The sequence below is a fragment of the Umezawaea sp. Da 62-37 genome (assembly GCF_032460545.1).
In the GTDB taxonomy this organism is placed as follows: domain Bacteria; phylum Actinomycetota; class Actinomycetes; order Mycobacteriales; family Pseudonocardiaceae; genus Umezawaea.
Map to the genome: position 1 here is coordinate 10,068,628 of NZ_CP135965.1, position 23,235 is coordinate 10,091,862.

The window sequence follows — 23,235 nt, forward strand, 5'->3', positions numbered from 1 at the left end:
GTTCAGGTGATGGCGGCAGCGTCCTGCAGGCTGTCGAACAGGGCCGCGCGGCGCATGTAGGCGCGCGCGGTGTCGAACTTCTCGGCGGTGCGGCGCAATTCGTCGAAGTTGTGCCGACGCACCTCGGGGTCGCGTTCCTCCAACAGCCGCTTGTTGGCCATCGTCTGGGCCTGCACGTAGTTCACCGCGGCATGGCGACGCTGGCGGCTGTAGAGGTCGAGCAGGTCGTCGCCGGCCTCACCGGCGATCACCTTCGCGAGCTTCTCCGTCAGGTTGACGGCGTCGTGGATGCCGCCGTTCATCCCCATGCCGCCGATCGGGTTGTTCACGTGCGCGCTGTCACCGGCGAGCAGGACGCGCCCCTGGCGGAAGGTCGCGGCCACGCGCTGGCTGACCGGGTAGACGTTGCGGTACTCGACGTCGTACGAGCCGCTCTTCGGCAAGAACTTCTGCAACCGCTGCTCGACGCGCGCCGGCGACAACGCGGTGGCGTCGTCCTCGTCGTGGCCGATCGGCAGGATCACCCGCCAGAGCCCCTCGGGCGTTTCCCCCCGCACCTTGAACACGTTGGCCCACTCGTCGGGGTCGGAGAAGTAGTTGCGGAACGCCAGATCCGGCTTGACGGTCCTGAGGTCGAAGCTGGTCGCGATCTTGATGAACCGCTCCGGGTAGGTGAACCCCTCGAAGTCGACGCCGGCGAGCTTGCGCACCGTCGATCGGCCACCGTCGCAGCCGACGACGTAGGCCGCCGCCATGCGTTCCGCGCCGGCGGGCGAGGTGTACTCCACCTCGACGCCGCTCGCGGTTTCGGTCAGACCGGTCACCGTGTGGGAGAACCGCACGTCGAAGTCGGATTCGTTCGCGTACTCCTCGGCGATGGCGGCGGTCAGCTTGTACTGCTCGTACTGCAGCACGTACGGGAACCGGACCTCGTCCTTGAGCCTGCCGAGGTCGAACTCCGCCACGACCTCTCCGGTCGGCCGGTCGTGGAAGCGGTAGGTGCTCGAGAGCAGGCTGTCGGCCCGGATCTTCTCGGTGACGCCCAGGGCGTCGAGCATCTCCAGCGTGCTCGGGTGGATGGTCGCCGCGCGCTGGTCCCGCACCGGCGCGGGTTCGGACTCGAGAACGGTCACCGGGATACCGCGCCGGTTCAGCGCCAGCGCGCAGACCATTCCGACCGGGCCCGCGCCCACGACGAGGACACGTGTGGTCTCGTTCGACATGCGTCTAGCCCAGCTCGCGCTGCAGGCGCTTGCTGACCTTGCCGACCGCGGTGTAGGGGAACTCGTCGACGACCTCGACGACATCGGGGAGTTTGAACGTGGCGAGGCCCTTGTCGCGCAGGAACTGGCGCAGCTTGCCCAAGGTGAGCTCGGCCGCGCTCTCCGGCGTCCGGGGGATCAGGTACGCCTTGATGCGTTCGCCGAGCACCTCGTCGTCGACACCGACGACGGAGACGTTGTGGACGCCCGCATGGGTGAGCAGCGCGTTCTCCAGCTCCTCGGGCGCGATCTTCTCGCCGCCCCGGTTGATCTGGTCCTTCGACCGCCCCACGACCCTGATGAACCCGCGCTCGTCCCGCTCGACGATGTCACCGGTGCGGTAGAAGCCATCGCTGGTGAACGCCAGCGCGTTCTGCTCGGGATTGCGGTAGTAGCCGCGAATCACCGACGGTCCCCGCGTCAGCAGGTGACCGGGCGCACCGGGTGGCACGTCGTTGCCCTCGTCGTCGATGACGACGCACTCGTCGGCCGCCGAGGCCGGCCTGCCCTGGTACCGCACGCTGGTGGCCCGATCGACGTCGGCGGGATTGCTGACGACGAGGCCCTCGCCCATTCCGAAGCTCTGCGAGAGCTGCACGCCGAACTCCGGTTCGACCCGGCTCGCCACGGATTCGGTCAGCTTCGCGCCGCCGCACATGAGCGTCTTCAGGCTGGAGAGGTCGTAGCGCTTGCGGAGCGACGAGTTCAGCCAGGCCAGCAGGATCGGGGGCACCAGCGAAGCGCGGGTCACCCCGTGCTTCTCGATCAGCGGGAACGCCGTGTCGGGGCTGCCGTTCGGCGCGATCACGATGGTGGCGCCCACGCTGAACGCGCCGAGGAATCCGGGCGACCGCGTCGACATGCTGTGGCAGATCGGGATGACCAGCAGGTGCACGGTGCGCTCGGTGATGCCCCGTTCCCCGACGCTCCTCCGCAGCGCGTAGCCGTACGTCTGGTGGGTGTGCGGCATCAGCTTCGGAACGCCCGTCGTGCCGCCCGACATCTGCAACAGGGCGACGTCCTGCGGGCTGCACCGCCGCGCGTGCTCGAGCGATCCCTTCGACTGCAACGCCTTGTACTCGGCGCCGCCGCCATCACGGTCGAGCACCACGGTGTGCTCCAGATTCGGCCATCGCCGCTTCAGGTCGGCGGCCATCGCCGCGAGATCGGTGCCGCTGTCCGAGGCGACCGTGATGTAGGCACGCGCCTCGGTGATCTCGACAAAGTGCTCGATCTCGGCACGGCGGTGCGCGATGGGAGCGACGACGGGAACCGCCCCGAGCTCCCACAAGGCGAAGACGAAGGCGATGTACTCGTAGATGTTGGGCAGGTGCACCACCACCCGGTCGCCACGGCTCAGCCCCAACTCCCGCAGGCCGGCAGCGAGCCGCAAGACCTCGTCCGTGAGCTGCGCGTAGCTCAACTCGGCCTTGCGGTCGATGACGGCGAGTTTGTCGGGACAGCGCTCCGCGGTGGCGAACAGCAGCTCCGGAAGCGTCTGATCGCGCCAGTACCCCTCGGCGACGTACTCGGCTGCCGTCTCCGACGGGAACGGAACGACCCCGTCAAGGGCCAGCGGTTCGATGCTCATTGGTTTCCCTTCAGGGAGCTGCCTCGCAGTCCGTGGAGGGTAGGCTACCCTAATGTATTCGCAATCGGCGGTGCTGGATCCGATGCGCCGAAGGCGATGTCGATTGATCACGTGACCGGCCGAACCGGGATCGCGGCGGTCCGCTGCCGCGCGCGGTAAGCGTTGTCCCAGCTCGGACATCCGGCCATGCCGATCCTGGCGGGGGAGAACCCGTCTGGCCCGACGGAGTGGTGGGCAGCCTCATGCGTTGCTCGAAGTGGCCGGCGTTGGGAATCTTGATGTACCGCACGCCTGGTGCGGCATCGGCGACTTCGATTGCGTCCTTGTGCTCAGCCCGCAACGCCACGGCCGTGTCGTTGCTCCGTGTCAGCCCAGGTCCATCGCGGCGTCGAGTCCGACCGTCACTCCGGTGAGGTTCGGGACGGCGCGCAGCGCGGTGAGCACTCCGGGCATGAGGGACTCGCGTGTCACGGAGTCGTAGCGCAGCCTCAGGATTTCGCCGTCGACGCCGAACAGCACCTCTTGCGACGACATGAATCCGCGAACTCGGACCGAGTGCACGGAGACCCCCTCGATCCGCCCGCCGCGCACACCGTGCGGGTCGAGGTAGGTGGCATCGGGAGATGGGGCGCAACCCGCCGCGGCGCGAGCGCGACCGATCAGTTCGGCCGTGTGCTGCGCCGTTCCCGACGGCGCGTCCACCTTGCCGGGATGGTGCATCTCGATGATCTCGACGGACTCGAAGTACGGGGCGGCCTTCGTGGCGAACTTGGTCATCAGCACCGCGCTGACCGAGAAGTTCGGCACGACGAACACGCTGACTTCGTCGTGGTCGACCAGCGCGGCGCGGATCTGCTCCACGGACCGCTCGTCGAAGCCGGATGACCCCACCACCACGTGGATCCCCTGCTTGATGCACCACTGGACCTGCTCGTGGGCAACGTCCGGTGGCGAGAACACGAGCACGACATCGGCCTTGTGGTCGACGATGTCCTGCACGTCGTCGTCGATGTCGATCTCGGCAACCACGGTCAAGTCGGAGCTGGCCTCAATCGCGCGCACCGACGCCACGCCCATCCGTCCGCGGGCCCCCAACACAGCAACTCGAGTCATATGGGTAGCCTAACCTAGGTTGACTGCCCGGCTCTAGTGCTCTGAGTCTCACGTGATGGGATCTGCGGGCGGGGCGGACCCGGATGCCGAGTGCTGCTCCAGTGGTGCAAGCGCTGTCAAGCCAAGGGGTTGAGCGGGTTGACGCGCACCGGCTGGCCGCGGAGGCGAGTTCCGACGAGCGGTCTTCCGCCTGGCAGGGCTACGCCGTTGCGAAGGGCCTGGGCAGCACTGGGTCGACTTCGACGAGGGCACGGGAACACCCGCTATTCGGTTCCAACTGTCGCAAGTGGGCTGGGAAGCCGAGTTCGGAACTCCGAAGACCGACAGCGGCGTGGCGATCGTCGCGGTCGACCGGGGGGCGGTTCTGGAGCGCGAAGCGGTGGGAGACACCAAGATCGGCCTCGGTCTGATGTTCACCGAGCCGAACGGCTACTGCACCTGGTCCACTTCACGATCTGCGGCATGGGCTGGCAGGGCGGCGTAGGGGAGCGGGTGCCGGCGAGGTGCCGCAGGAACCACAGGGTGCTGTCGACCGAATGGAACACCACCAGATCGCGATGTATCTAGCGGCGATCGCGGACCCGGAGGCGGTCATGATGGCCCGCGACGCGGTGTTGATGGCCGGGGATTGCGCGAAGATCCGCTTGAGTCCGAGGTCGGCAAAGCCGTAGCGGATGAGTTCACGGCCGCCCTCGGTGGCGCCGCTGGCGGCGCAGAAGCCGGTAGCCGAGATCCGCCTCGCTGGCGGCCTTGGCTGATCCGGCTCATGAGGGCGGTGGCAGCAACCATCATCCGACGAACTCGTTTTCGGCGAAGCCGACTCAGAACCCGAGATCGGGCACCTTGCGCGAAGCGGCCTGCCGACGGCGATGCGAGCGCTCAACCTCGGCACACGCGGCGGCCACCGTGGTCGTGCGCTCCAACCCTTCGGGTGGATCGGTGCTGACTCGACGCACCATGGTGCTGGTGCTTACGAGCGTGAGGCGGTGGTGCGGGTTCGGCTCCCGTGAGCAGGTTCTGCTGGTCGCGGTACCCCACGAGTCGGCGTTGATCATCCACGGGTTGGAGGACTCGACCAAGCTTGCCCACGCTACGGGTATTGATCATACGGACCCGCCCGAGCGGAACCTGGTCGGATCCCAACTCGGCTACACCCGCGGATACCGTGGCCTCATGCACCCCTGCCGCGTGGGCGACCAGTCTGATGTAGCCGTGCCCTAGTGCTCGCGCATCGGCACCCATCGGTAGCTGTCGCTGACGTTCGTCAGAAGCCCCTGGGGGCGGTGTAGGCCACCCGGTCGTCTCGGTGATCACCCGCCCGATCCGAGCCGGTGCCCACCGCGGGTCCTCCCGACCGAACCATGATCCGCCAGACTTTTGTCCAGCTCCCGCACCACAATCCGGACCTGCTGATCGTCCATTTAGGACTGGGGGCCAGCGGGTCGCACCCCTAGGTGAACAGATCCGCCGCTACCAAACGTAATCATTCCCGTTCTCGATGTTTCCGCTCGGTCAGCGCATCCAGATTTATCGATTTGGCGTGGTAGGCCCATGTTCATGGTCACGATCGTCGAACGGGTAATCAACCCCGAATTCAAGGGTCAGTAGGCGCTTTATCGTGCGATTTTAGGGCTTCGCTGACAAAAAAGTGGACTTCGCCGTAACCGTATTTAACGAATTTCCACGGCCGGGGCAACATGGGTCTGACCAATCGGCTCATCGTGATGACACTGTCTGTGTGACAGGTTCTTCCTGTCGTCCTGACCCTGCCTGCCGGTCAGTTCGAAGTGGTGATCTGCCAGATGCGGTGCCACGGGACAATGGTGGGTGCCGCGCCGTTCTTGACACCGTACTGCGAAATCTCTACGCATGCCTGGTCCTGGATTTCAACCTTCCAGCCGTCGGCGGACTTGTACTCCACCGACGAACCGGGGCCAGGCCCTCCGTCGTCTCGCGTGAACGTGACAACAGCGCCCTGGCGGTAGCTGTAAGCCATTGCAACTCCCTGACTTCGCGATTTGCGATCTACTGCCCACTCGGCTGCTATATCGAGGACGCGTAACAAAATGTTACGACTGTTGCTGGGAGAGAGAGCTTTCACCGCAGGTCCGGAAGGCGATTCAAGAGGTCTTCGACCAACGCTCGGACGTGGATCTCTCCTGGGCCGGAGGGAAGGTGCAGGCCGGTGGTGAAGGCCAATTTCCCCAGTTCCACGGGGAGAGCGTCCGGCTTCATCCTCGGGCGCGCGCCGACCAGTACCGGGATCACCTTGACGTTGCTGTCCCACGCCAACAGGATCTCCTTGCGCACCCAGTCCTCCGGGTCTGCCAGCAATTGGTTTCCGGCGGCGTCGCAGGAGGTCTCCCAGTTCCGTCCGATGATGGCGAGCAGCACCTTGCTGCCACGAACGCCGTCTTCGAGTTCTTGGCGGTAGTCGGTGCCGAGGGGAATCGAGTCAGCAGCCCGGAACACCGACTCCTCGCCGAAGCGGTCGGCCAGTTCCGCGTGCAACATGAGGGCGGCAAGGTCGCCGTCGCCGGTGCGGTAGTTGAGGAACACCTTCCGCTTGCCGCTGGCCCGCGATCTGGTGTCCACACCACGCTCGGCCAGGATGTCCGCGAGCCAGTTCGGTGCTCGCGGCGCGTCCAGAGGACGCCGCGATTCCGGTACCTCACGCAGGACGCCTGCGCAGCGGTCGCCGAACAGCACCAGCGTGGGGTGGGGCATGTCCGGCGAAGACTGCCAGACGATGCCGCACAACGTCCGCAACCGGTCGTGTAGCCACGCGCCCCACTCGCGGGTCAACGAGAAGTCCTTGTCCCGCACCAGCCAGTCGTCCTGACCGATCTTGGCGAGGTCAACGCTGCTGACCAGCCGCAGCAGCGGCAGGTCGACAGTGGTTTCGACGGCGGTGAGGACCTCACCGGTGAGCATCCCGGTGGGGAGCATCCGGGGCGCGAGCGGCGTGAAGTCCACCTCCGGTAGCACTCGCTCGCAGACCGCGGTGGCCAGGTTCTCCGATGCGTACAGCACCGGGTGCCCGGACGCGCCGACGCCGTCGAACCGACGACCCCCGAACGCGAGGTGGTGCGGCGGGTCGAACTGAACCGCGGGCATGTCGGCACCATGCACCCGCCACAGGCGCGTGCCCGCGGGAAGGACGTGTTCGGCAGGCGGACTGCTGAACTCCGCCGGTGGCTCGATCCGCGGCATCGTCAGCCCTCCACCAAGGCCAAGGCCGCGGCCATCACCAGCGTGTCCTCGGACTCCGGCAACAGCTCGACGGGCGGCCGGTTCAACCACGTGTTGCGGCTCAGCCACCAGTCGGCCACGCCCCACGGGTCCTCCCAGGCCTCCAGCACCCGGTTGACCCGCAGCACCAACTCGACCGGCGCGCCTTCGGCGTCGAACTGGAAGCTCGGCACCGCGACCGTGCCGTCCTCGCGGTCGAGCCGGATCAGGTCGGGCAGGTCGGGGTCTATCCCGCGGCGTCGGAGAACGGACGCCGATTCGCACGCGGTCGCGAGGATGCGCCGGTGTGCGGGCCACGGCTTGAGATGAGTCAACAGCAACCTGATCCTCGTGGTGGCGGCGGCCAGCACCACCTCCTCGGCCGCGCGCGGTTCGCTGAACCGCCGACCGGTCACCACCACGGGGTCGTTCTCCTCCAACTTGGCGAACAGCAGCGAGCGGATCTCGGCACGCAGTTCGGGACGTGAGTCGGGAAGGGCGTTCGCCAGTCGCTCGACCAAGTCCTGCAAAAGAGCGCGGTCACCTGCATCGAGCTCGGCGTTCACCCGATCCCATTGCTCGGCCAACGCCTCGAACATCGCCGGTTCGCTCAACAGATCTCCCGGTGAGTGGCTGGGGTCGCCGTCGATTGTGTCCTGGCAGCACCGTGCCGGAGCGGTTCTGACCGCTTCCACTCACTGACCACTTGCCGTCAAGGACTCAACCGAACGGACGCCGTCGTGCTCGGATGTCCACCGGACGCAGGGCTGTGGAGAGGTGTGGGTTGAGTTCGTCGGTCGGCTACTACTACTCAGCGGTCGATGTCGAGGTCGCCCGCGCCCGCGAGCTGCGAGGCGAACTGGCAGGACAGCGCGCGCGGTTCGATCGGGTTCGGGCTCGCGCCGCCGGGCTGTCGGTCGCCGTGCCGCGAGTCAAGGAGAACAGCTCGGGGGACAGCACGGCGCTCGCCGCGGAGGTCGAGCGGTTGCGCGCCGCCATCACCCAAGCCGAACAGCAGGTCGAGAGCGCGTGGGACGACCGGTGGCGGGACCGCCTGCGTCGCGTCGTCGCCCCCGCGGTCGCGGCCGACGACCGATCAGCCACCGATGAACTGGCCGATCAGCGAACCGAGCGCACCAGGGAACGAAACGAGCGGAACACCAGAGCTCGCCAGAGCGCGGTGGACGACGCCTGGAACCTCGTGCGCGCCGAGGGGAAGCGCTGCGCGTCCGAGGACCTCGACGGACTGGTTCGGCAGGTGACCGCCCTTTCCGAGCTTTCGAGCGTGGACGACGTCCGCTCCGGTGCGCTGCGAGTGGCGAGCGCGGTGGCGGAGTCCGTTGAACGCCGCAAGGTCGCCCGCATCGCTGAAGAGAAGCGAGAAGCTCTGCTGGCACTGGTCGCCGAAGCCCCCGAGGACGAGCGGGAGCGGTTGGCGGATGAGATCAGGAAGGCTGCCGATCCCGGAAACCTGAGCGCCGCCGTGCACCGAGCCGTGGAGCGCGCGGACGTGGCCCGGCACCGGGCCGACGTCGCAACAGCGGCCGCCAAGGCGCTCACCGCCGCCGGATGCGTGGTGGGTGCCGACTTCGCCACCGCGCTCACCGATCGCGAGGAGGCGGTGGTCGGGTTCAGCGGCAAACCACCCGGCTACGGTCTGCTGGTCCGGTTGCCCGGCGATGGTGCGAGCTTCGTCGCGGCGGTCGTGCGGTCGGACGGTGTCACGGGCGGAGCAGAGGTCGACAAGGGCGTCCAGGAGACCTTCTGCACGCGGTTGCCGATGATCCTGGAGACCATGCGCGTGGCGGGCGTGGCGGTCGAGTCGACGGCGTTCATGCGGCTGGAGCCTGGCCAGCGGCCGGTACCCGCCGTGCCCGCGGCCCGGTTGCCGTCAACGCGGAAGCGCCCGTCGACGACCACCGGGACGCATTCCACCGCCGGTCGGAGATTGCGGGAGATGCCACGTGACAGCTGACCGTCCCGCTTGGATGCGGGAACTGCACATGTCCCTCACCACGCATCCGCAGATCCTGCTCGTGGGCAATGTGCGCGACCACTACCTGCTGCCCGCCCAGAACGGCTCTGGGGCGGTGCAGCCGATGGACCTCGGTGAGGTGGTCGAACTCCTTTGCGTGGAAAGGGGGTTCGGCGCGCTCGCCACGTTCGACATCGTGCACGACCGCATGTCGGTGTGGGAGTTGGGCACGGGCTCGGCCCAGGTGCCCAAGTCGTTGCAGGACATGGCCATCACGGATGCCATGAGCGGGACCACTCGCGACGGGGACGACGAGCAGCCGGATGTTCGGATGCTGCGCAGGTTGCGGCAGGTGCTTCGTGACGTGGTCGGCCACCGGGGACCGCCCATCGGCCTGTTCTTCCCCTTCGCACACCGCCTCGGCTCCTCCAGGTCGGAATTGGCCGGCGAGGGCAAGTTGCTGATGGCCGCCGCCGAGGCGCTGTCCCACAGCGCGCGCCAAGTTCCCGGTGAGGCCGCTGTCATGCCGTTCAACACCGTCTTCTGGGTGACCGAACAACAGCAGCAGATGCCGCTCGACTTCGCGATTTCCTCGCGCACAGTCCGTGTCGTCACCGTTCCGCAAGCGTCGACCGACGAGCGTCGAGCTGCCGCGGGGCTGGCCGTGGCCACGGTGCTGCAGGCCAACGGGGTCGTCGACGCGGATTCGCGATGGGTGTCAGACGCGGTGGGCAACCTGCTGTCGGTCACCTTCGGCATGACCAACTCCGAGATTCTGGCCGTCGCCAGGGTCGCCATCGATCAACGCATCCCGGTGCAGCGCCTGGACGACGCCGCCAGGCTCTACCGGATCGGTGTGAAGGACAACCCGTGGGCCGCTTCCACGATCCGGAAGAGCATCGTCGACGGTGAGAAGCTGCTGACCGGCACTCCGGATGGTGACGGCCCGATCGGGGTGCTGGGGCAGGAGCGCGCGGTGCGCAAGGCGGTGGACATCTTCATGCGCTCCGCCGCCGGTTTGTCGGGCTCGCAGTCGTCCAGCTCGCCCAACCGTCCGCGCGGTGTGCTGTTCCTGGCCGGTCCGACCGGGGTGGGCAAGACCGAGCTGGCCAAGGGCGTCACGCGGATGATCTTCGGGTCGGACGCCGAGCCCGTGCGCTTCGACATGACCGAGTTCAGCCAGGAGCACGCCAGGGAGCGGTTGATCGGAGCACCGCCCGGATTCGTCGGCTTCGACGCCGGCGGCGAGTTGACCAACGCGATTCGTGCGACTCCCATGTGCGTGCTGCTCTTCGACGAAATCGAGAAGGCCCACCCGCGGTTGTTCGACATCTTCCTGCAGATCCTGGAGGACGGCAGGCTCACCGACGGGCGTGGCGGCACCGTCTACTTCTCGGAGTGCGTGCTGATCTTCACGTCGAACCTCGGCATGACGTCCTCGCGGACCGGCGGGCGGACCCTGACCCGGTTGACGCACAAGAGTGACCCGGACGACGTGCGCCGCGTGTTGGAACAGGCGTTCGTCGACTTCTTCGACACCAAACTCGGCAGGCCCGAGCTGCGCAACCGCCTCGGGGACTCGTTCATCGCCATGGACTTCATCCGTCCCGAGGTCGTGCCCCAGCTCCTGGACAAGGCGCTGAAGTCGGTGGTGGGCCGAGCCGCCGCCGTGCACCGGATCCGACTGGAGATCGGTACCGAAGCACGGCAGACCTTGCACGACCGGGCGCTCGAGACGCTCGATTCGGGAGGCCGCGGGGTGAACACGGCGGTGGAGACCCTGCTGATCAACCCGTTGTCACGGCTGCTGATCCTGGAACCGGCGGAACCCGGTGAAGTGTGGACGGTGGTCGCGATCAAACCCGCGGACACCCAGACGGAGATCGAGGTGTCCAGGTGCTCCGGGTGAGCCGCGCGCACTTCCCGGTGACCTCGTTGGGGCCCGGACGTCGTCTCGGGCTGTGGCTCCAGGGTTGTCCTCTCGCGTGCGCGGGCTGCATGTCGCGGGACACGTGGGCGATGGAGGGCGGTAGGGCGGTGGCGATCGGCGACCTGGTGGAGCTCTGGCGCGACGCGGTTCGCGACGGCGCGGAGGGGCTGACGATCAGCGGTGGCGAACCGCTCGTCCAATCCGGACCGCTGCTCGAGTTCCTGGAAGGTGTGCGAGAAGTCGGTGCGGGTCAGGACGTGCTGCTCTACACCGGGTTCGAGCCCGACGAGCTCGACCAGCACCAGCGCGCGGTGGTGGACCGGGTCGACGCGGTGATCACCGGTCGCTACCGCGCGGGCGAGCCGACCTCGCTCGTGTGGCGCGGTTCGGCCAACCAGCGGCTGACCCCCGTGACAGCCCTGGGCCGGGCGAGGTACGCGGCCTGCGTCGACTTGGCGGTCGAGAACCCGCCGATGCAGGTGTCGGCTGACGGCGGGCGGCTGTTCGTGATCGGAGTGCCACCCGCGGGTGCCCTGTCCCGGATGGAGAGGGCGTTGCGGGACAGGGGAATCGTCTTCGAGGGAGTGGCGTGGCGACCGTGAACTACCGGTGCGAAGTCGATCCGGAGGGGTGCGGGGTCTTCCCGGACCGGGGGTACTGCCCGAAGCACGTGCAGAAGTTGATCCCGGAACGCTCGATGTTCGTCGCTTCCCCGCCGGAGCCGGAGGTGGTCGCGCAGGCGGACACGGCGCGGCCGGAGGTGTGGCTGCGGTTGCTCGGTCGCGACATCCGCGTCCCGGAGGACGGGTTGCCGCTGGGCCGGGAGGAAGGGCCGCTGGCCGACCTGCCGGGCATGGCCGAGTTGACCCAGGTGTCGCGCACGCACGCACGGCTGTACTGGGTCGGAGCCGTGCTCTACGTGGCCGACGGCGTAAGCGACGGTGTCCCGTCGACGAACGGAACCTTCGTGGACGGGGAGAAGGTCGTGACACCGCGCAGGATCGCTCCGGGGCAGGAGTTGCGGCTCGGCTTGGACGTCTCCGTGGACATCTTGGCCGTCGACCTCGACGAGTACGGATTGCCCCGATGACACCGAGCGTGCTGGTCGTCGCCATGACCTGCACGGGGGCGGTCAGGCGGACGAACGAGGACCGCGTCGGCGTGTTCGGCTGGCTTGCGCCGGTCGGTATGGGCGCCCCGACAGGTATGCGTCGAGCCGCCACCGAGCCACTGGTCGTGGCGGTCGCCGACGGTTTGGGCGGACACGCCGCAGGTGAAGTCGCCAGCCGCCGTGCGGTGACCGCCCTGATGGACGACCCCAGGTCGCTTGTGGACGAGCGGGCGTTGCTCGGACGCTACCTCGACGTGCACACGAGTCTGCTCGCCTCCGGGCGCGATCACCCGGAGCAGCGGGGAATGGCCACCACACTGGCCTCCGTTGTCGTGCTACCGGACACCGTCCTCGTCTGCAATGTCGGCGACAGCCGGGTCTACTACGTGGAACCGGGCTACGTGGAGCAGCTGACCGTGGACGACGTGGACCCGATGGGATCCGGCGCACTGGTCCAAGTGCTCGGCGGGCTGCACGACAGCCCGGCGGAACCGAGGGTCAGCTCACTCCCGCTCACGACCGACATCCGCCTCCTGCTGTGCTCGGACGGTCTGCACGGCTCGCTGCCCACCGACGTCCTGCGGAGTTCGGTGGTGGACCAGGACCCGTACGCGGCCGTCACCGCGTTGCACGAGGCGGCCCACCGCGCCGGAGCCCCGGACAACATCTCCTTGTGCCTGGTGCACATCACGCTGCCCACTCCCGCGGAGGACGACCGTGACTGATCCGGCTAGGCCGCCGCGCCCCACAACACCTACCGTCCAGCAGGGGCGGTCCACCACTCCGACCGTGCAGCAAGGCGCCCCGTCGGTACCGCGGGGCGCCACGCCGACCCGGCAGCAGGGACGGCGTGAACCGACTGTGCAGCAGGGGGCCGGTGGGCCTCGGCCGGGGGACGGCTCCTTCCCCGCGGAACTCCTCGGCCGGTTCACCCCGGTGCGGGTGTCGGGTGAGGGGACCGAGGGAACGGTGTGGCGGTGCACGGTGGTGGAGACCGGGGCCACCGTCGCGGTCAAGGTGTACAACCACGGAATGCCGGTGGACTTCGAACTCCTGCGGCACCTCAGCGATCCCGCGTTCCGGGCGCACGTTCCCGAGATCCACGACTTCGGCACCGTCCGCACGCCCGGCGGCCGCGTCGACTGGGTGGCGATGGAACACCTCGACCAGACCGCCGCTGATCTGATCGCCACCAAGCCGAGCGCGGGTAGGGCCAAGGACTTGATAGCGGCGATCGCGGAGTGCCTGGAATTCTGGCAGCGCGTGGTCGACCGCAACCCGCTGGACTTCAAGCCGGACAACCTCATGGTGCGCGCCGGCACCGAGCTGCGAGTGGTGCTGGCAGACTTCGGCGGGGTGGTGGCGTTTTCCGCCAGCCAGCAGATGGGACCCAACTTCACGGCGGCGCGCGCTTACACGCCACCCGAGGTCCTGTGGGAGGAGAAGCGGTCGCCGTGGCCGTGGTGGTCGCTCGGCGTGATCGCCCACCAACTCGCGCTCGATCGGCTTCCGACCCCGGCGACCGGACATGACGAGCTGGGTCGCCTGGTGATGCGGCGATGGCTCGCGGTGGGCGTGCTGGACCCCTCCGAGGACGTCGACGAGCGCTGGCGCCTGCTGATCCGAGGCCTGCTGACCAAGGATCCCCATGATCGCTGGGGCTACGGGCAGGTCGTCGAGTGGCTGGACGGCGGCACACCCCCGGTCGTCCACGACGACAGGGGCGTCTCCGACGCGCCCCGGCGCAGCCCTCTGACGTTCGGGGACGGTCGGGTCTTCCACGACCCGGCGCTGTTGGCCGTGGCCATGCTCGACCAGCCCAACCCAGCGGCACGCTGGCTCGCGAGCCCGGAACGGCAGGCGTTCGACGATTGGCTCGACAAGGAGGGCTTGAAGGACCGCCTTGACAAGAACTTGCTGCGCGGGCTGGCGAACGACCCGCTGGCGCCGCACCGGTTGATCCTGGCCTTCGGAGCGGTGTTCGCGCCGAAGGTCAGGCCGCGCTGGCGTGGTCACCCGATCGACGCCGCCGGACTGGTCGAGCTCCTGCGGACCGGAACCGGATCCGCTGTGGTGCGGGAACTGGCGCAGGTGAACGGTTTCGGCATCGCGGGCGCGTACGCGTGCGCGCACGGCACATGCCGCGGCGGACGGTGCGCGATGCTCGACCGGCTGGCCAGTCGTCTGCACGACACCGTCGCGGACGCGGAACGCGTCATCGGCGGGGTGGTCACCTCCGACGGTCCGGTGGTGCTCAACTCGGGCGAGCGGGACCGGCTGCACGACCTGGCGGTGACCCTCCTCCTGGTACCGGGATCCGCCATCCGGCTGGTGCCTGAAGCGGCCGCCGGTCCGTTGGGGCACGCGAACCTGACGACGTTCGTCGGCCCGGACTGGTTCCTGTCGCTGTGCCGTCGGGCGCGTGGGACGAATCCGGACACCAGCCAGGGCCTCGCCCTGCGTGCCGCCACGGGTCTGCTCCGGGAGCGGGCGCACGGCGAGACCGCGGAGCAGCGGAGCCTGTGGCTGACCCGTTTGAAGCACGGTGGCAAGCGCGTTCTGGGCGGCATCGGGCTGGCGTTGCTGTCGTTCACCGGCATGGTCTTCCTGGCCTGGATCGGAGGTCTCGCCACCGAGGTGGACCTGGTGATCTCCGGGCAGCCGGGTGAACACGCGACAGCGGCCGCGACAGCGCTCGTCACCCAGCGCGCGATGCTCCCGGTCGCGATGGTGCTCGCGGCGCTCAGCGCTGTGTTGGGCGGGCCGCGGCGACGGTGGCAGGTGCTGGCCTGGGCGACGACCGCGGGGTGCGCGCTGGTGGTGGCCGACCTGCCGCCGTTCACGGCGATCGGCGGACCGGACGTGCTGGAGGACGCGGTCATCGCGCTCGCGGGGATCTGGGGTGACGCGGTGTGGCTCGGGTTGGTGATCTGCGCCGCGGCAACGGTTGTCGCGCTCGTGCCGGTCTACCGGCGGACGGAGTCCGGTGAGCCGTGGGTCGAACGCTCACTGGTGGGGACCGCCTCCCCGGCGCGCAGGCTCGCCGTGTTCCCCCTGCTCGCCGTGGCGCTGATGGCGGTCTCCTGGGCTTCCTGCGTGATGAGGACGCAGTTCTTCGGTCAGGTGGGCGGGGTGCCGGTGGCGGATGTCGGCGTCGTGGCCGCGTGGACGCAGTCGCAGTACGCCCTGCTCGCCGTCGTCGTGGCCGGGCTCGCGGCGATCGCCTGGCCGCGCACCGGTTGGCTGCTGGCGGTTGGTGTTCTGGGTGCCGGGGTCCTCGGCGCGGCCGTCGAACTCGTCGAACCGCTTGCCGCTGTTCGGCGGGACACGTTCGTCGAGCCGCTCGCGTGGTTCTCGGGCCTGTGGGGTCCGGGCGCGGTCTGGGCCGCGTTGCTGGTCCACCTGCCGCTCGCGGTGCTGTGCGTGCGCGGCGCGTACCGACTGGCCCGGCGGTGACTGCGACGGATCCGGTCGACGCGTTGCGGGCGCGGCTGGCCGGAGCGGGGTTCGACCGGCAACCGCAGGTGCGGATCGACCTCGTCGAGGCCTTGTTCGACCGGTACCAGGCGGGTGAGGGTGATGGCGATCGCGCTGACCTCGAAGAGGCCCGTTACCACGCGGAGTGGACGCTCGCCGTGGTGCCGCAGACCTCATCGCACTGGTTCGCCGCGCAGTTCGCCCTGCGCAACGTCTGCACCGAACTCTGGGAGCAGTCCGAGGACGGCAAGGAGGACCTCGCCCGAGCGCTGAGCGCCGCGCGGGTGCTTGTCGCGTACGAACCGGTCGAGGTCGAGGACCGGTTGAGGCTGGGGGACCTGCTGCTCAGCAGCTACGAGCTCTCGGACCGGACCGATGACGACGTGCTTGACGAATCGGTGGTCGCCCTCACCTGGGCGCTCGAGTCGGATCCCGACGAGCACGAGCACGTGGTCGCCGAGATCAGGCTGGGACAAGTCTTGGAGATGAGGGAGTGCCAGCGGTTGATGGGAGGCAACGCGACCATCGAGGTGCTCGAGAGGCCGATCGACCTGCTGACGCGGAACCTGGGCAAGTCCGGCGGCAGCGGGATGACCGACGGGATCAGGTACTCCCTCGCCCGCCTGCACACCTTCCGCTACCACGACGACGAATTCCGCCGCTCCGGCGCGGACAGCGCGGAACTGCGGCTGGCCATCGAGTACCTCGATGCCATCGAGGTCGAGGACCCCGACGTCACGGAGAACCTCGCCACCGCCCTCTACCTGCGGCATCTCGACTTCGCCGATCCGATGGACGCCGACCACGGGATCTGGCTGCTCACCACCTCCCACGACAAGACCGGGGGCATGCCCGAGAGCCATCGCGAAGTGCTCGGGAGCTTCTACCTGGAACGCGCCAAGCACGAGCCGACCGAGGACAACGTCGACGGGGCGATCAGGTTCCTGGAGGAGGCCCGCCGCGCCGGCGACAAGTCGGGCTCGGCCCTGCTGGAGGCGTATTCGTTGCGAGCGGCTCCGAACGTGGCTGACTTCACCGTGGTCGTGGATCTGCTCGACGAGCTGCTGGCGGAGGATGTGGTCGACAGCGTGCGGCAGGGCTGGCTGGACACGGTGCGCGAAGTGGCGCTGATCGAGGTCGGCCTCCGCACCGATGACCGCGCGGTCGTGGCGGCCGGAGTCGACGTGCTGCTTGCCGCGGCGCGGCACGCCAGTTCGCTCGACGAGGACCTGCCCTTCGTGCTCGGCCTGGGGGTGGCGCTGCTGATCGACTCCCGGTCGAGGGGTGGCGGCGTCCTTCCGTTCGACTCACCGTTCCGCTCGTTCATGGCCTTCGACGCCGACGCGCGCGAGAGGCTGCTCGCGTGGCTGCTCGACAACTCGCACGTCGTGCCCCGCGGAAGTCGGGGGCACGCCGAACACCTGGCGGTGGTGGGACTCCTGCTTTCCTACCGCGCGAACGACCTCGCCGATACCGGGGATCCCGGCACTGTCCAGCGCGCCAACCAGGAGGCGGTGGCGGTGCTGCGGAAGGCGAGCGCCGGACTCGACCACGACGACCCCGTGCGACTGGTTGTCGGGCAGCGCGTCGGGGTTCACCTGGTGCGGCTCTCGTCGTCGGCCGCGGACGGTGTGGAACTGCTGCGACAGGCTGCGGTGATCTTCGACGACCTGGTGAACTCGACCCGGATCGGGGAGTCTCTGCGTTCCGACTGCTTGCTCCTCTACAGCACCGCTGTCGCCCTGCTCGCCGGGTTGGGTGGCGACGTCGACCGCGGCGGGGCGGCGGAGGCGCTCCTGGTCGAGCACGCTGACGACGTCGACCAGGACCGCGTGCACCGCGCACGGTACCTGGGCGCCTTGGCGCTCCTGGAGTCGATGACCTTCGTCAAGACACGGCGCTACGAGGATCTGACCGCGTCGATCGACTACTCGCGCCGGATCCTGCACATCCTGCCCAGGACCCACCAACTGTGCTACGACGCGATGTCGTACCTGGCGTTGAACCTCGTGGACCGGTTCCGGTGCTTCGGCGATCTGCGGGACGCCGACTCGGCCCACGCCTACCTCGTCCTGCTGGTCGAATCGGTTCGGGCGGGCGTCTGCGTTCTCGACGAGCGGGACCTGGTCGAAAGCCTGCTCTACACGAGGACCATCGTCGGGCTCGACGTCACGGAGGAGTTCGAGGATTCCGACATCACGATCGCCGGGATGTCCGAGAGGTTCGAGGCGGCTGTGGCGGGCACGCCAGTCGACCCCTACACCGTCCTGGGCCTCGGTACCCAGCTGGCGGACCTGATCCTGGCGGACCTCGGCGGCCACGGCGACGGGGCGCGGCTGCAGAGGGCCAGGGAGATCACCTCGCGGACCCTCTCGCTCATGCCTCCGAACAGCAGGCTTCACCGGCTGGTGGTGATCCGGTCGCTCCCGCTGGACGCGGTGGGGGCGTGTCTGGTCGGCGACGAGGCGCTGTTTTCCGACACCGTTCGCCGGGCCGAGGAGCTGCTGGACCACCCCGAACTGCTCCCCGCCGGTGTCGGCGTCGTCCCCGTGCTGCTCACCGTGATCTGGATGACCAAGCACATGTCCCGCCCCGACCGGGACACCGCAGACCAGGTGCTGAACTGCTTCGAACGCGCTGTGGAGGAGCGGCACGTGAACGACATCCACTTCCTCCCCGCACTGGGAGCGTCGATCGCGGCCGTGTACTGGTCGGAGGGCGGGCCCGCTGAGGCCGAGCGAGCAGTCGCGATCGGATTCGAGCTGCTGACCTGCTACGCGCGGCTCGTGCTGCTGCAGACCGGCGGTGACCACGCGTTGACCCGTGTGGCCGATGCGGCCTCCCATTCGCTCCTGCTGACGCTGCGGTGCCTGTCGCTCGGCGATCACCACTCGGCGTTGCGGGCGGTGGAAGCGGGCCGAGGACTGGTGCTCAACGCGGCGTCCACCTCCGCGAACCTGAGCACGGTGCTGCGGACGGAGGGGCACGAGGTGCTGGCCGACGAGTGGGAGCGGGCGCACCAGGTGGTGGATGCTCCGGTGGAGGTGGGCGAGGACGTTGGCCTGCTGTCGGTCACCGCGGTGCTGGGCGCCTCGACCGGGCATGACGACCTGCGCCAGCGGGTCCTCACCACGCTCGACGGGACGGATGCGGGGAGGCGCCTGCATCGGACGCCGGAGGTGGGGGACGTCGCCGCAGCCCTGCGAACCACGGGCGCGGACGTCGTCGTCCACCTGATCCCGTGCCAGGGCGAGGCTTATGGGCGCGCGTTGCTTGTCTACGCCGACGAACACACCGACGAGGTCGTGTTCCCGTTGCTGCGGGACGACGACGGCACCATCGAGTGGTACCTGCGGGCGAGGCAGGAGTCCGAGGGGAAACCCGACGATGACGTCGCCCGCGCTCGTTGGGAAGAGGCGGTCGACGAGATCGCCGCGTGGGAGTGGACCGTCGCGGCCGGGCCGCTGATCGACCGGGTCGTCGCGCGGGTGGGCCGTCAACCCCACTTGGTGCTCGTGGCCTGCGGTGGTCTTGGCGTGCTGCCCTGGCACGCGGCGTCCGGACCTGGAGGCAGGCTCCTCCTCCGTGAGGCCACCGTGTCCTACGCCTCGACCGCCCAGCAGTACTGCGACGTGGCGTCCCGCGACCGCGTCCCCCTGGGGGAACGACCGGTGCTCGTGGTGAACCCGACCAACGACCTGGTCGCCTCGGACGGGGAGGTCGAGTACCTGCGCCGGTTCTACCCGGATGGTCGTTACCTCGGGCGGTCGAGCGCCGCCGTGCCCACCTCCGGACCCGGCACACCGGACGAGGTGCGCTTGGCGTCGAGGTTCGCCTCGATGCTGCACCTGTCGTGCCACGCGACGAGCGGCGCGATTCCCTCGCGGTCGTGGTTGAGGCTCGCGGAGGGGCAGAAGCTCACCGTGGAGCAGATTCTCCGGCACGTGAACGGGGACCGGTCATTGCCGGGAGGACTGGTGGTGCTCGCGGCGTGCCACAGCGACCTCACCGCGGGGGTGCACGACGAGGTGCTCACCCTGGGCGCCGCCTTTCTGGTCAACGGCGCGACGGGGGTCATCGGCTCGCGGTGGGCGGTCGACGACGTGTTCTCAAGCCTGCTGATGTGCGTCTTCCACCGGGAGATGAACGAGAACGGCCTCAGTCCGGCAGAGGCATTGCGCGCGGCTCAGCTGTGGGCCGTCGACCCGGAACGAGTCGCACCTCCCGACTTGCCGGAAGGGTTGGCGAAGCGTGCTGGAGACCCTGAACTCCGTCGCGCGCACGCTTGGGCGGGTTTCACCCATCTGGGGCGATGACGGAGTCAGAGCCACCCGCGCTTCGCGGCCGCTGTCCCCGCGGCGAAACGGGTGTGCACCCCGAGAAGGTCGTAGATGTCCTTCACGCGTCTTCGCACGGTGCTGACGCTGACCCCTGTCTGGTGGGCGATGGCGGCGTCGCTGCGGTCCATCAGCGACAGCACTTCCCGGTGCAGGGGACTCAGGCCGTCCACTTCGAGTGCGGACTGGTGCCGCACCGTCGATGGCGACGCCCAAAGCAGGTCGAACCACTCGGCGAGCAGGGCCAGCGGCGCGGGCGCTTCGACCAGCATCGCACTTGTACCGGCGCGGTCGAGCGCCACAAGGGCGACCGCGTCGTCCACGTGCACCATTTTCGCCGTGATCCGCGTTCGTGACCGCGGGGCGAAATCCCCGACATGCCCGGCGTTCTGGAGTTGTCCGGCCTGGTGGATGATCCGGTACTGCGCGGATGTGCGACCTGCGTGCTTCCGGTCCCCCGGTAGCCAACTCGACGATTCACCGTTCTCCACGACGCGCAGGTACCGGCGTGGTCCTGAGTGCAGATCGGCGGCCTTGTCCGCGATCTGGCCCGCGTCGGTGAGCACGCGCAGGCCGTCGGAGTCGGTCTGCGGACCGACCGACTCCGGGAGCAGGCTGACGAGTTGGTCCCAGCCCGCGAGCATTCGGTTGTGAGCGTCGGCCACTCGCACGTGTTCGTCGTCGAGGAGGAGCCGCAACGCGGTTGCCTCGTCGAGTGGCTTGACGACCTCACTGGTCTCGTCCCATCGCACCAAACCGCGATTCTTCAACTCCAGTGCCGCTTCTTGCGCCTCGAACTGCGCGTGTCGCATGCCACGGGCGAACCTGAGCTTGTTGTAGAGCTCCTCCGCCGCTGTGCTCACCAAACCCGCCAGCGTGGACGTGCGTTGCCGAGGCCTTGCCATCCCGCCTCCGTCGTCGCAGTGTGCACAGGCGTTCATTACACGCGATCAAGCCGACAGGAAAAAGGCGAGTCAATGGTTTGTCCACCAACTGGCCAAGGCGTTGCCACCGAATGACCGCCGCAGTCGGCGATGCGGGCGTCTGCCTGCACAAGGCCTGATGAGAGGCGTCCGTCTGCAAGGCAGGTCAGTCCTGTTCCTTTTCCTTGCGCTTCTCCCGCTGGTGGCCGAAGTAGAGGTCGCGAAGCACCGTCATCGGCCCCTCGGGCACGATCGGCTTGCCGTCGACGGTCGGGGTTCGGCCCGACTTCGGGTCGAGCGCGCCCACCACGAAGTCCTGGAACAGCGTCGTCAGGTTGTCGACGACCTTCTGGAACGGCTCCATGCCCGGAGGAGTCTTGATGTCGCCGTGGGCTTGGGCCTGGGCGGTGAACTTCTTCGCCGCCCCGAGGAACGCGTCCATCATCGCGCCGCGGATCGCATCGTGGCCTCCCTCGTCGACCGATATCTTCCCCATGATCGACACGAGGTCGGGGATCTGCCAGTCCAGCTTGCCCATCTCCGCGGCGACGGCCCTGGCGAACGGCTCCGGATCCTCGAGCCTGCCGATCACGGCGCTGACGAACGGCTCGACTCGGCGCGGATTGGCGTGGAACAGGGACGTGACGTGCTCGCGTAGTCGCGGGTGGTCGGGCAGCGCGCGGCCGAGTGTGGTCAGCGCGGTGGCAAGCCAGTCGTCGGGGAACGAACTCCCCACCAGCACCGGAATGATCCACGGGTGATCGGCCAGCGTGTCGGCGATTAGCACGGCGCCCAGGGGGGCCGGACTCAGCGCGCTGAGCTGATGGGGACCGGGGTGCAGCCGGGACCAGCGCTCCACGTGCCTGCGCACGTCCATCGGCGCTTGGGCGAGGATGTCGGGCAGCCGCGTCGCCAGTGCCTCGGCTTGGTCGGCCGACGTGGGGACGCACAACGTCGCGAATGTACCGATCACCGCGAGCGCGGCGAGGTCGTCCTCCGCTCCACCCTCAGCGCTGATCCGCCTGCGCCACTGGGCGAGGTCGTACCCCCGTAGTGCTACGAGCGGGTCATCGGTGTCCTCGGGCGGTCCGAATCCGCCCTGCGCCAACGCGGTGCACAGTGCAAGCGCGTGAACCTCCAGCGTCGTGGCGTTCGTTTCGGGCGGCGAGGGGACGTCCGCGGTGACGCCGAGAGCGTCCGCGAACGCCTCGACCGCGGAGGCGAACGACGTGTGCGGTGTGAGCGGCTCCACTGTCATCGTGCCTGCCCGACCCGTTGGGCGGAACAGCGCGGCCACGCGCTCGTCGGCGTGCTCGCGCAAGGGACGCAGCCAGGCGCCGTCCGACCGGCCGAGGATCAGCAGCCTGCTCGGGGCGTCGAGCGTCGCCGTGCGAGCACTCACGGCCTCCGCCAGTGCGAGCAGTTGGTGGGAGCGCAACTCGGCGTCGTCCACGACCGCGAGCAGGGGCTTGTCGATGGCGCTGGTGCGTCGGATCTGCGCGGCCGGAGCCTCGCCATCGACCACACCCGCCAGCCATCCGGCGTTCGCCAGCCGGTGGCACAGTTCCAGCGCCAGCCGCTTCCGGCCCGACCCCGCCGCGCCCACCACGAGCCTTGTCGAGTTGGCCGCGGAGTCGGTGGCCCACGCCGTCAAGTCGGCCAGTTCCCGCTCCCGGCCCGAGAAGGGCACGACACGCTGCTCAGGCCGGAGCAGCGTGCTGGGGGAGGCGTTCGGGTCCGGCTCGGCGGGCGGCTGAACGAACAGCCTCGGCACGACCAGCGAGGGCACCAGGTTCACCAGCCGCTGGACCAGTCTCGCGGTGTCGTCGGCCCACTGCCGGTGGTTCAACCGCTCGGCCTGCAGGCTCGCGAACGCCCGGATGCTCTCCGGGAGTTCGGCGTGCCGTGGCGAGCGCGTGTCCTGCAGCAGGACGGGCACCACGGGAATGCCGTTCTCCAGCGCGTAGGCGATCTCCAAACGGACCCAGTCGCGCTCACCCTCGATCCTGGGGCGGCCGGTGCCGGGGTCTTCCTGCATCCACTCCGGACCGACGACCGCGACCAGCACGTCGGCGTCGTGGAGCGCGGCGCGGATCGTGCTGGGGTAGTGCTCACCCGCCTTCATCGACACCGCGTCCCGGAACACGAGGTCCGCGGTGAAGTTGTCGATCAACACCCCGGTGATCCCCGCCGCGACGTACGAGGTCTCGTTGACGCGGTAGTTGACGAACACGCCTGCCATTCAGCCGATCTCCGTTCGGACCGCTCAGGTTGGTGGGCCGGGG

At 68.7% G+C, this 23,235-nt stretch carries 18 protein-coding genes and 1 pseudogene; 9 read left to right on the forward strand and 10 right to left on the reverse strand.

The window, feature by feature from the left end; genetic code table 11:
- Positions 1-2: 2 nt before the first annotated feature.
- The 3 genes from RM788_RS45540 to dapB form a co-directional block, all read right to left on the reverse strand.
- Complete coding sequence (locus RM788_RS45540) at positions 3-1,223, reverse strand: FAD-dependent oxidoreductase (RefSeq protein WP_315926965.1); 1,221 nt, start codon at positions 1,221-1,223, stop codon at positions 3-5.
- A 4-nt stretch (positions 1,224-1,227) separates the two neighbouring features.
- Positions 1,228-2,853 carry a (2,3-dihydroxybenzoyl)adenylate synthase gene (locus RM788_RS45545; RefSeq protein WP_315926967.1) on the reverse strand — a complete coding sequence of 542 codons (1,626 nt, stop codon included), beginning with the start codon at positions 2,851-2,853 and terminating at the stop codon, positions 1,228-1,230.
- Positions 2,854-3,219: 366 nt separating this feature from the next.
- Positions 3,220-3,966: a 4-hydroxy-tetrahydrodipicolinate reductase gene (gene dapB, locus RM788_RS45550; RefSeq protein WP_315926969.1), complete on the reverse strand. Its 747-nt coding sequence runs from the start codon at positions 3,964-3,966 to the stop codon at positions 3,220-3,222.
- A 286-nt stretch (positions 3,967-4,252) separates the two neighbouring features.
- Between dapB and RM788_RS45555 the strand changes: the two genes are divergently transcribed.
- Together RM788_RS45555 and RM788_RS45560 are read left to right on the forward strand one after the other, a co-directional pair.
- Positions 4,253-4,450: a hypothetical protein gene (locus RM788_RS45555; RefSeq protein ID WP_315926971.1), complete on the forward strand. Its 198-nt coding sequence runs from the start codon at positions 4,253-4,255 to the stop codon at positions 4,448-4,450.
- Positions 4,451-4,502: 52 nt separating this feature from the next.
- The gene (locus RM788_RS45560; protein ID WP_315926973.1) at positions 4,503-4,637 is read left to right on the forward strand and encodes a hypothetical protein; all 135 of its coding nucleotides are present in this window, start codon (positions 4,503-4,505) and stop codon (positions 4,635-4,637) included.
- 150 nt (positions 4,638-4,787) lie between these two features.
- Here RM788_RS45560 and RM788_RS45565 read toward each other — a convergent pair whose 3' ends face one another.
- The 5 genes and pseudogenes from RM788_RS45565 to RM788_RS45580 form a co-directional block, all read right to left on the reverse strand.
- Complete coding sequence (locus tag RM788_RS45565; protein ID WP_315935002.1) at positions 4,788-5,045, reverse strand: hypothetical protein; 258 nt, start codon at positions 5,043-5,045, stop codon at positions 4,788-4,790.
- A 25-nt stretch (positions 5,046-5,070) separates the two neighbouring features.
- A pseudogene (locus RM788_RS53250) lies at positions 5,071-5,280 on the reverse strand (hypothetical protein); the annotation flags it as partial.
- A gap of 463 nt (positions 5,281-5,743) precedes the next feature.
- Complete coding sequence (locus RM788_RS45570) at positions 5,744-5,962, reverse strand: hypothetical protein (RefSeq protein ID WP_315926975.1); 219 nt, start codon at positions 5,960-5,962, stop codon at positions 5,744-5,746.
- Between the two features lie 101 nt (positions 5,963-6,063).
- The gene (locus tag RM788_RS45575) at positions 6,064-7,179 is read right to left on the reverse strand and encodes an RES domain-containing protein (protein WP_315926977.1); all 1,116 of its coding nucleotides are present in this window, start codon (positions 7,177-7,179) and stop codon (positions 6,064-6,066) included.
- Between the two features lie 2 nt (positions 7,180-7,181).
- Positions 7,182-7,811: a hypothetical protein gene (locus tag RM788_RS45580; protein ID WP_315926979.1), complete on the reverse strand. Its 630-nt coding sequence runs from the start codon at positions 7,809-7,811 to the stop codon at positions 7,182-7,184.
- A gap of 170 nt (positions 7,812-7,981) precedes the next feature.
- Here RM788_RS45580 and RM788_RS45585 point away from each other — a divergent pair, with 170 nt between their 5' ends.
- From RM788_RS45585 to RM788_RS45615, 7 genes are all read left to right on the forward strand, one after another.
- The gene (locus RM788_RS45585) at positions 7,982-9,172 is read left to right on the forward strand and encodes a coiled-coil domain-containing protein (RefSeq protein WP_315926981.1); all 1,191 of its coding nucleotides are present in this window, start codon (positions 7,982-7,984) and stop codon (positions 9,170-9,172) included.
- Positions 9,162-11,081, forward strand: coding sequence for an AAA family ATPase (locus RM788_RS45590; protein ID WP_315926983.1), 1,920 nt, complete (start codon positions 9,162-9,164; stop codon positions 11,079-11,081). The genes RM788_RS45585 and RM788_RS45590 overlap by 11 nt, the downstream gene beginning before the upstream one ends.
- Positions 11,069-11,704 (forward strand): 4Fe-4S single cluster domain-containing protein, encoded by a 636-nt coding sequence (locus RM788_RS45595; RefSeq protein WP_315926985.1) that lies wholly within the window; start codon positions 11,069-11,071, stop codon positions 11,702-11,704. Before RM788_RS45590 ends, RM788_RS45595 begins: the two co-directional genes overlap by 13 nt.
- A complete protein-coding gene (locus RM788_RS45600; protein ID WP_315926987.1) occupies positions 11,692-12,192 on the forward strand; it encodes an FHA domain-containing protein in 501 nt (166 codons plus the stop codon). Before RM788_RS45595 ends, RM788_RS45600 begins: the two co-directional genes overlap by 13 nt.
- A complete protein-coding gene (locus tag RM788_RS45605; protein ID WP_315926989.1) occupies positions 12,189-12,938 on the forward strand; it encodes a PP2C family protein-serine/threonine phosphatase in 750 nt (249 codons plus the stop codon). The genes RM788_RS45600 and RM788_RS45605 overlap by 4 nt, the downstream gene beginning before the upstream one ends.
- Before the next feature lie 64 nt (positions 12,939-13,002).
- Positions 13,003-15,669 (forward strand): protein kinase domain-containing protein, encoded by a 2,667-nt coding sequence (locus RM788_RS45610; protein WP_315926991.1) that lies wholly within the window; start codon positions 13,003-13,005, stop codon positions 15,667-15,669.
- Positions 15,666-20,006, forward strand: a complete 4,341-nt coding sequence (locus tag RM788_RS45615; RefSeq protein ID WP_315926993.1) for a CHAT domain-containing protein — start codon at positions 15,666-15,668, stop codon at positions 20,004-20,006. Before RM788_RS45610 ends, RM788_RS45615 begins: the two co-directional genes overlap by 4 nt.
- A 5-nt stretch (positions 20,007-20,011) precedes the next feature.
- Here the strand turns inward: RM788_RS45615 and RM788_RS45620 are convergent, their stop codons facing one another.
- Both RM788_RS45620 and RM788_RS45625 read right to left on the reverse strand, forming a co-directional pair.
- Positions 20,012-20,893 carry a helix-turn-helix transcriptional regulator gene (locus tag RM788_RS45620; protein WP_315926995.1) on the reverse strand — a complete coding sequence of 294 codons (882 nt, stop codon included), beginning with the start codon at positions 20,891-20,893 and terminating at the stop codon, positions 20,012-20,014.
- A gap of 223 nt (positions 20,894-21,116) precedes the next feature.
- The gene (locus RM788_RS45625; RefSeq protein WP_315926997.1) at positions 21,117-23,192 is read right to left on the reverse strand and encodes a toll/interleukin-1 receptor domain-containing protein; all 2,076 of its coding nucleotides are present in this window, start codon (positions 23,190-23,192) and stop codon (positions 21,117-21,119) included.
- Positions 23,193-23,235: the final 43 nt, after the last annotated feature.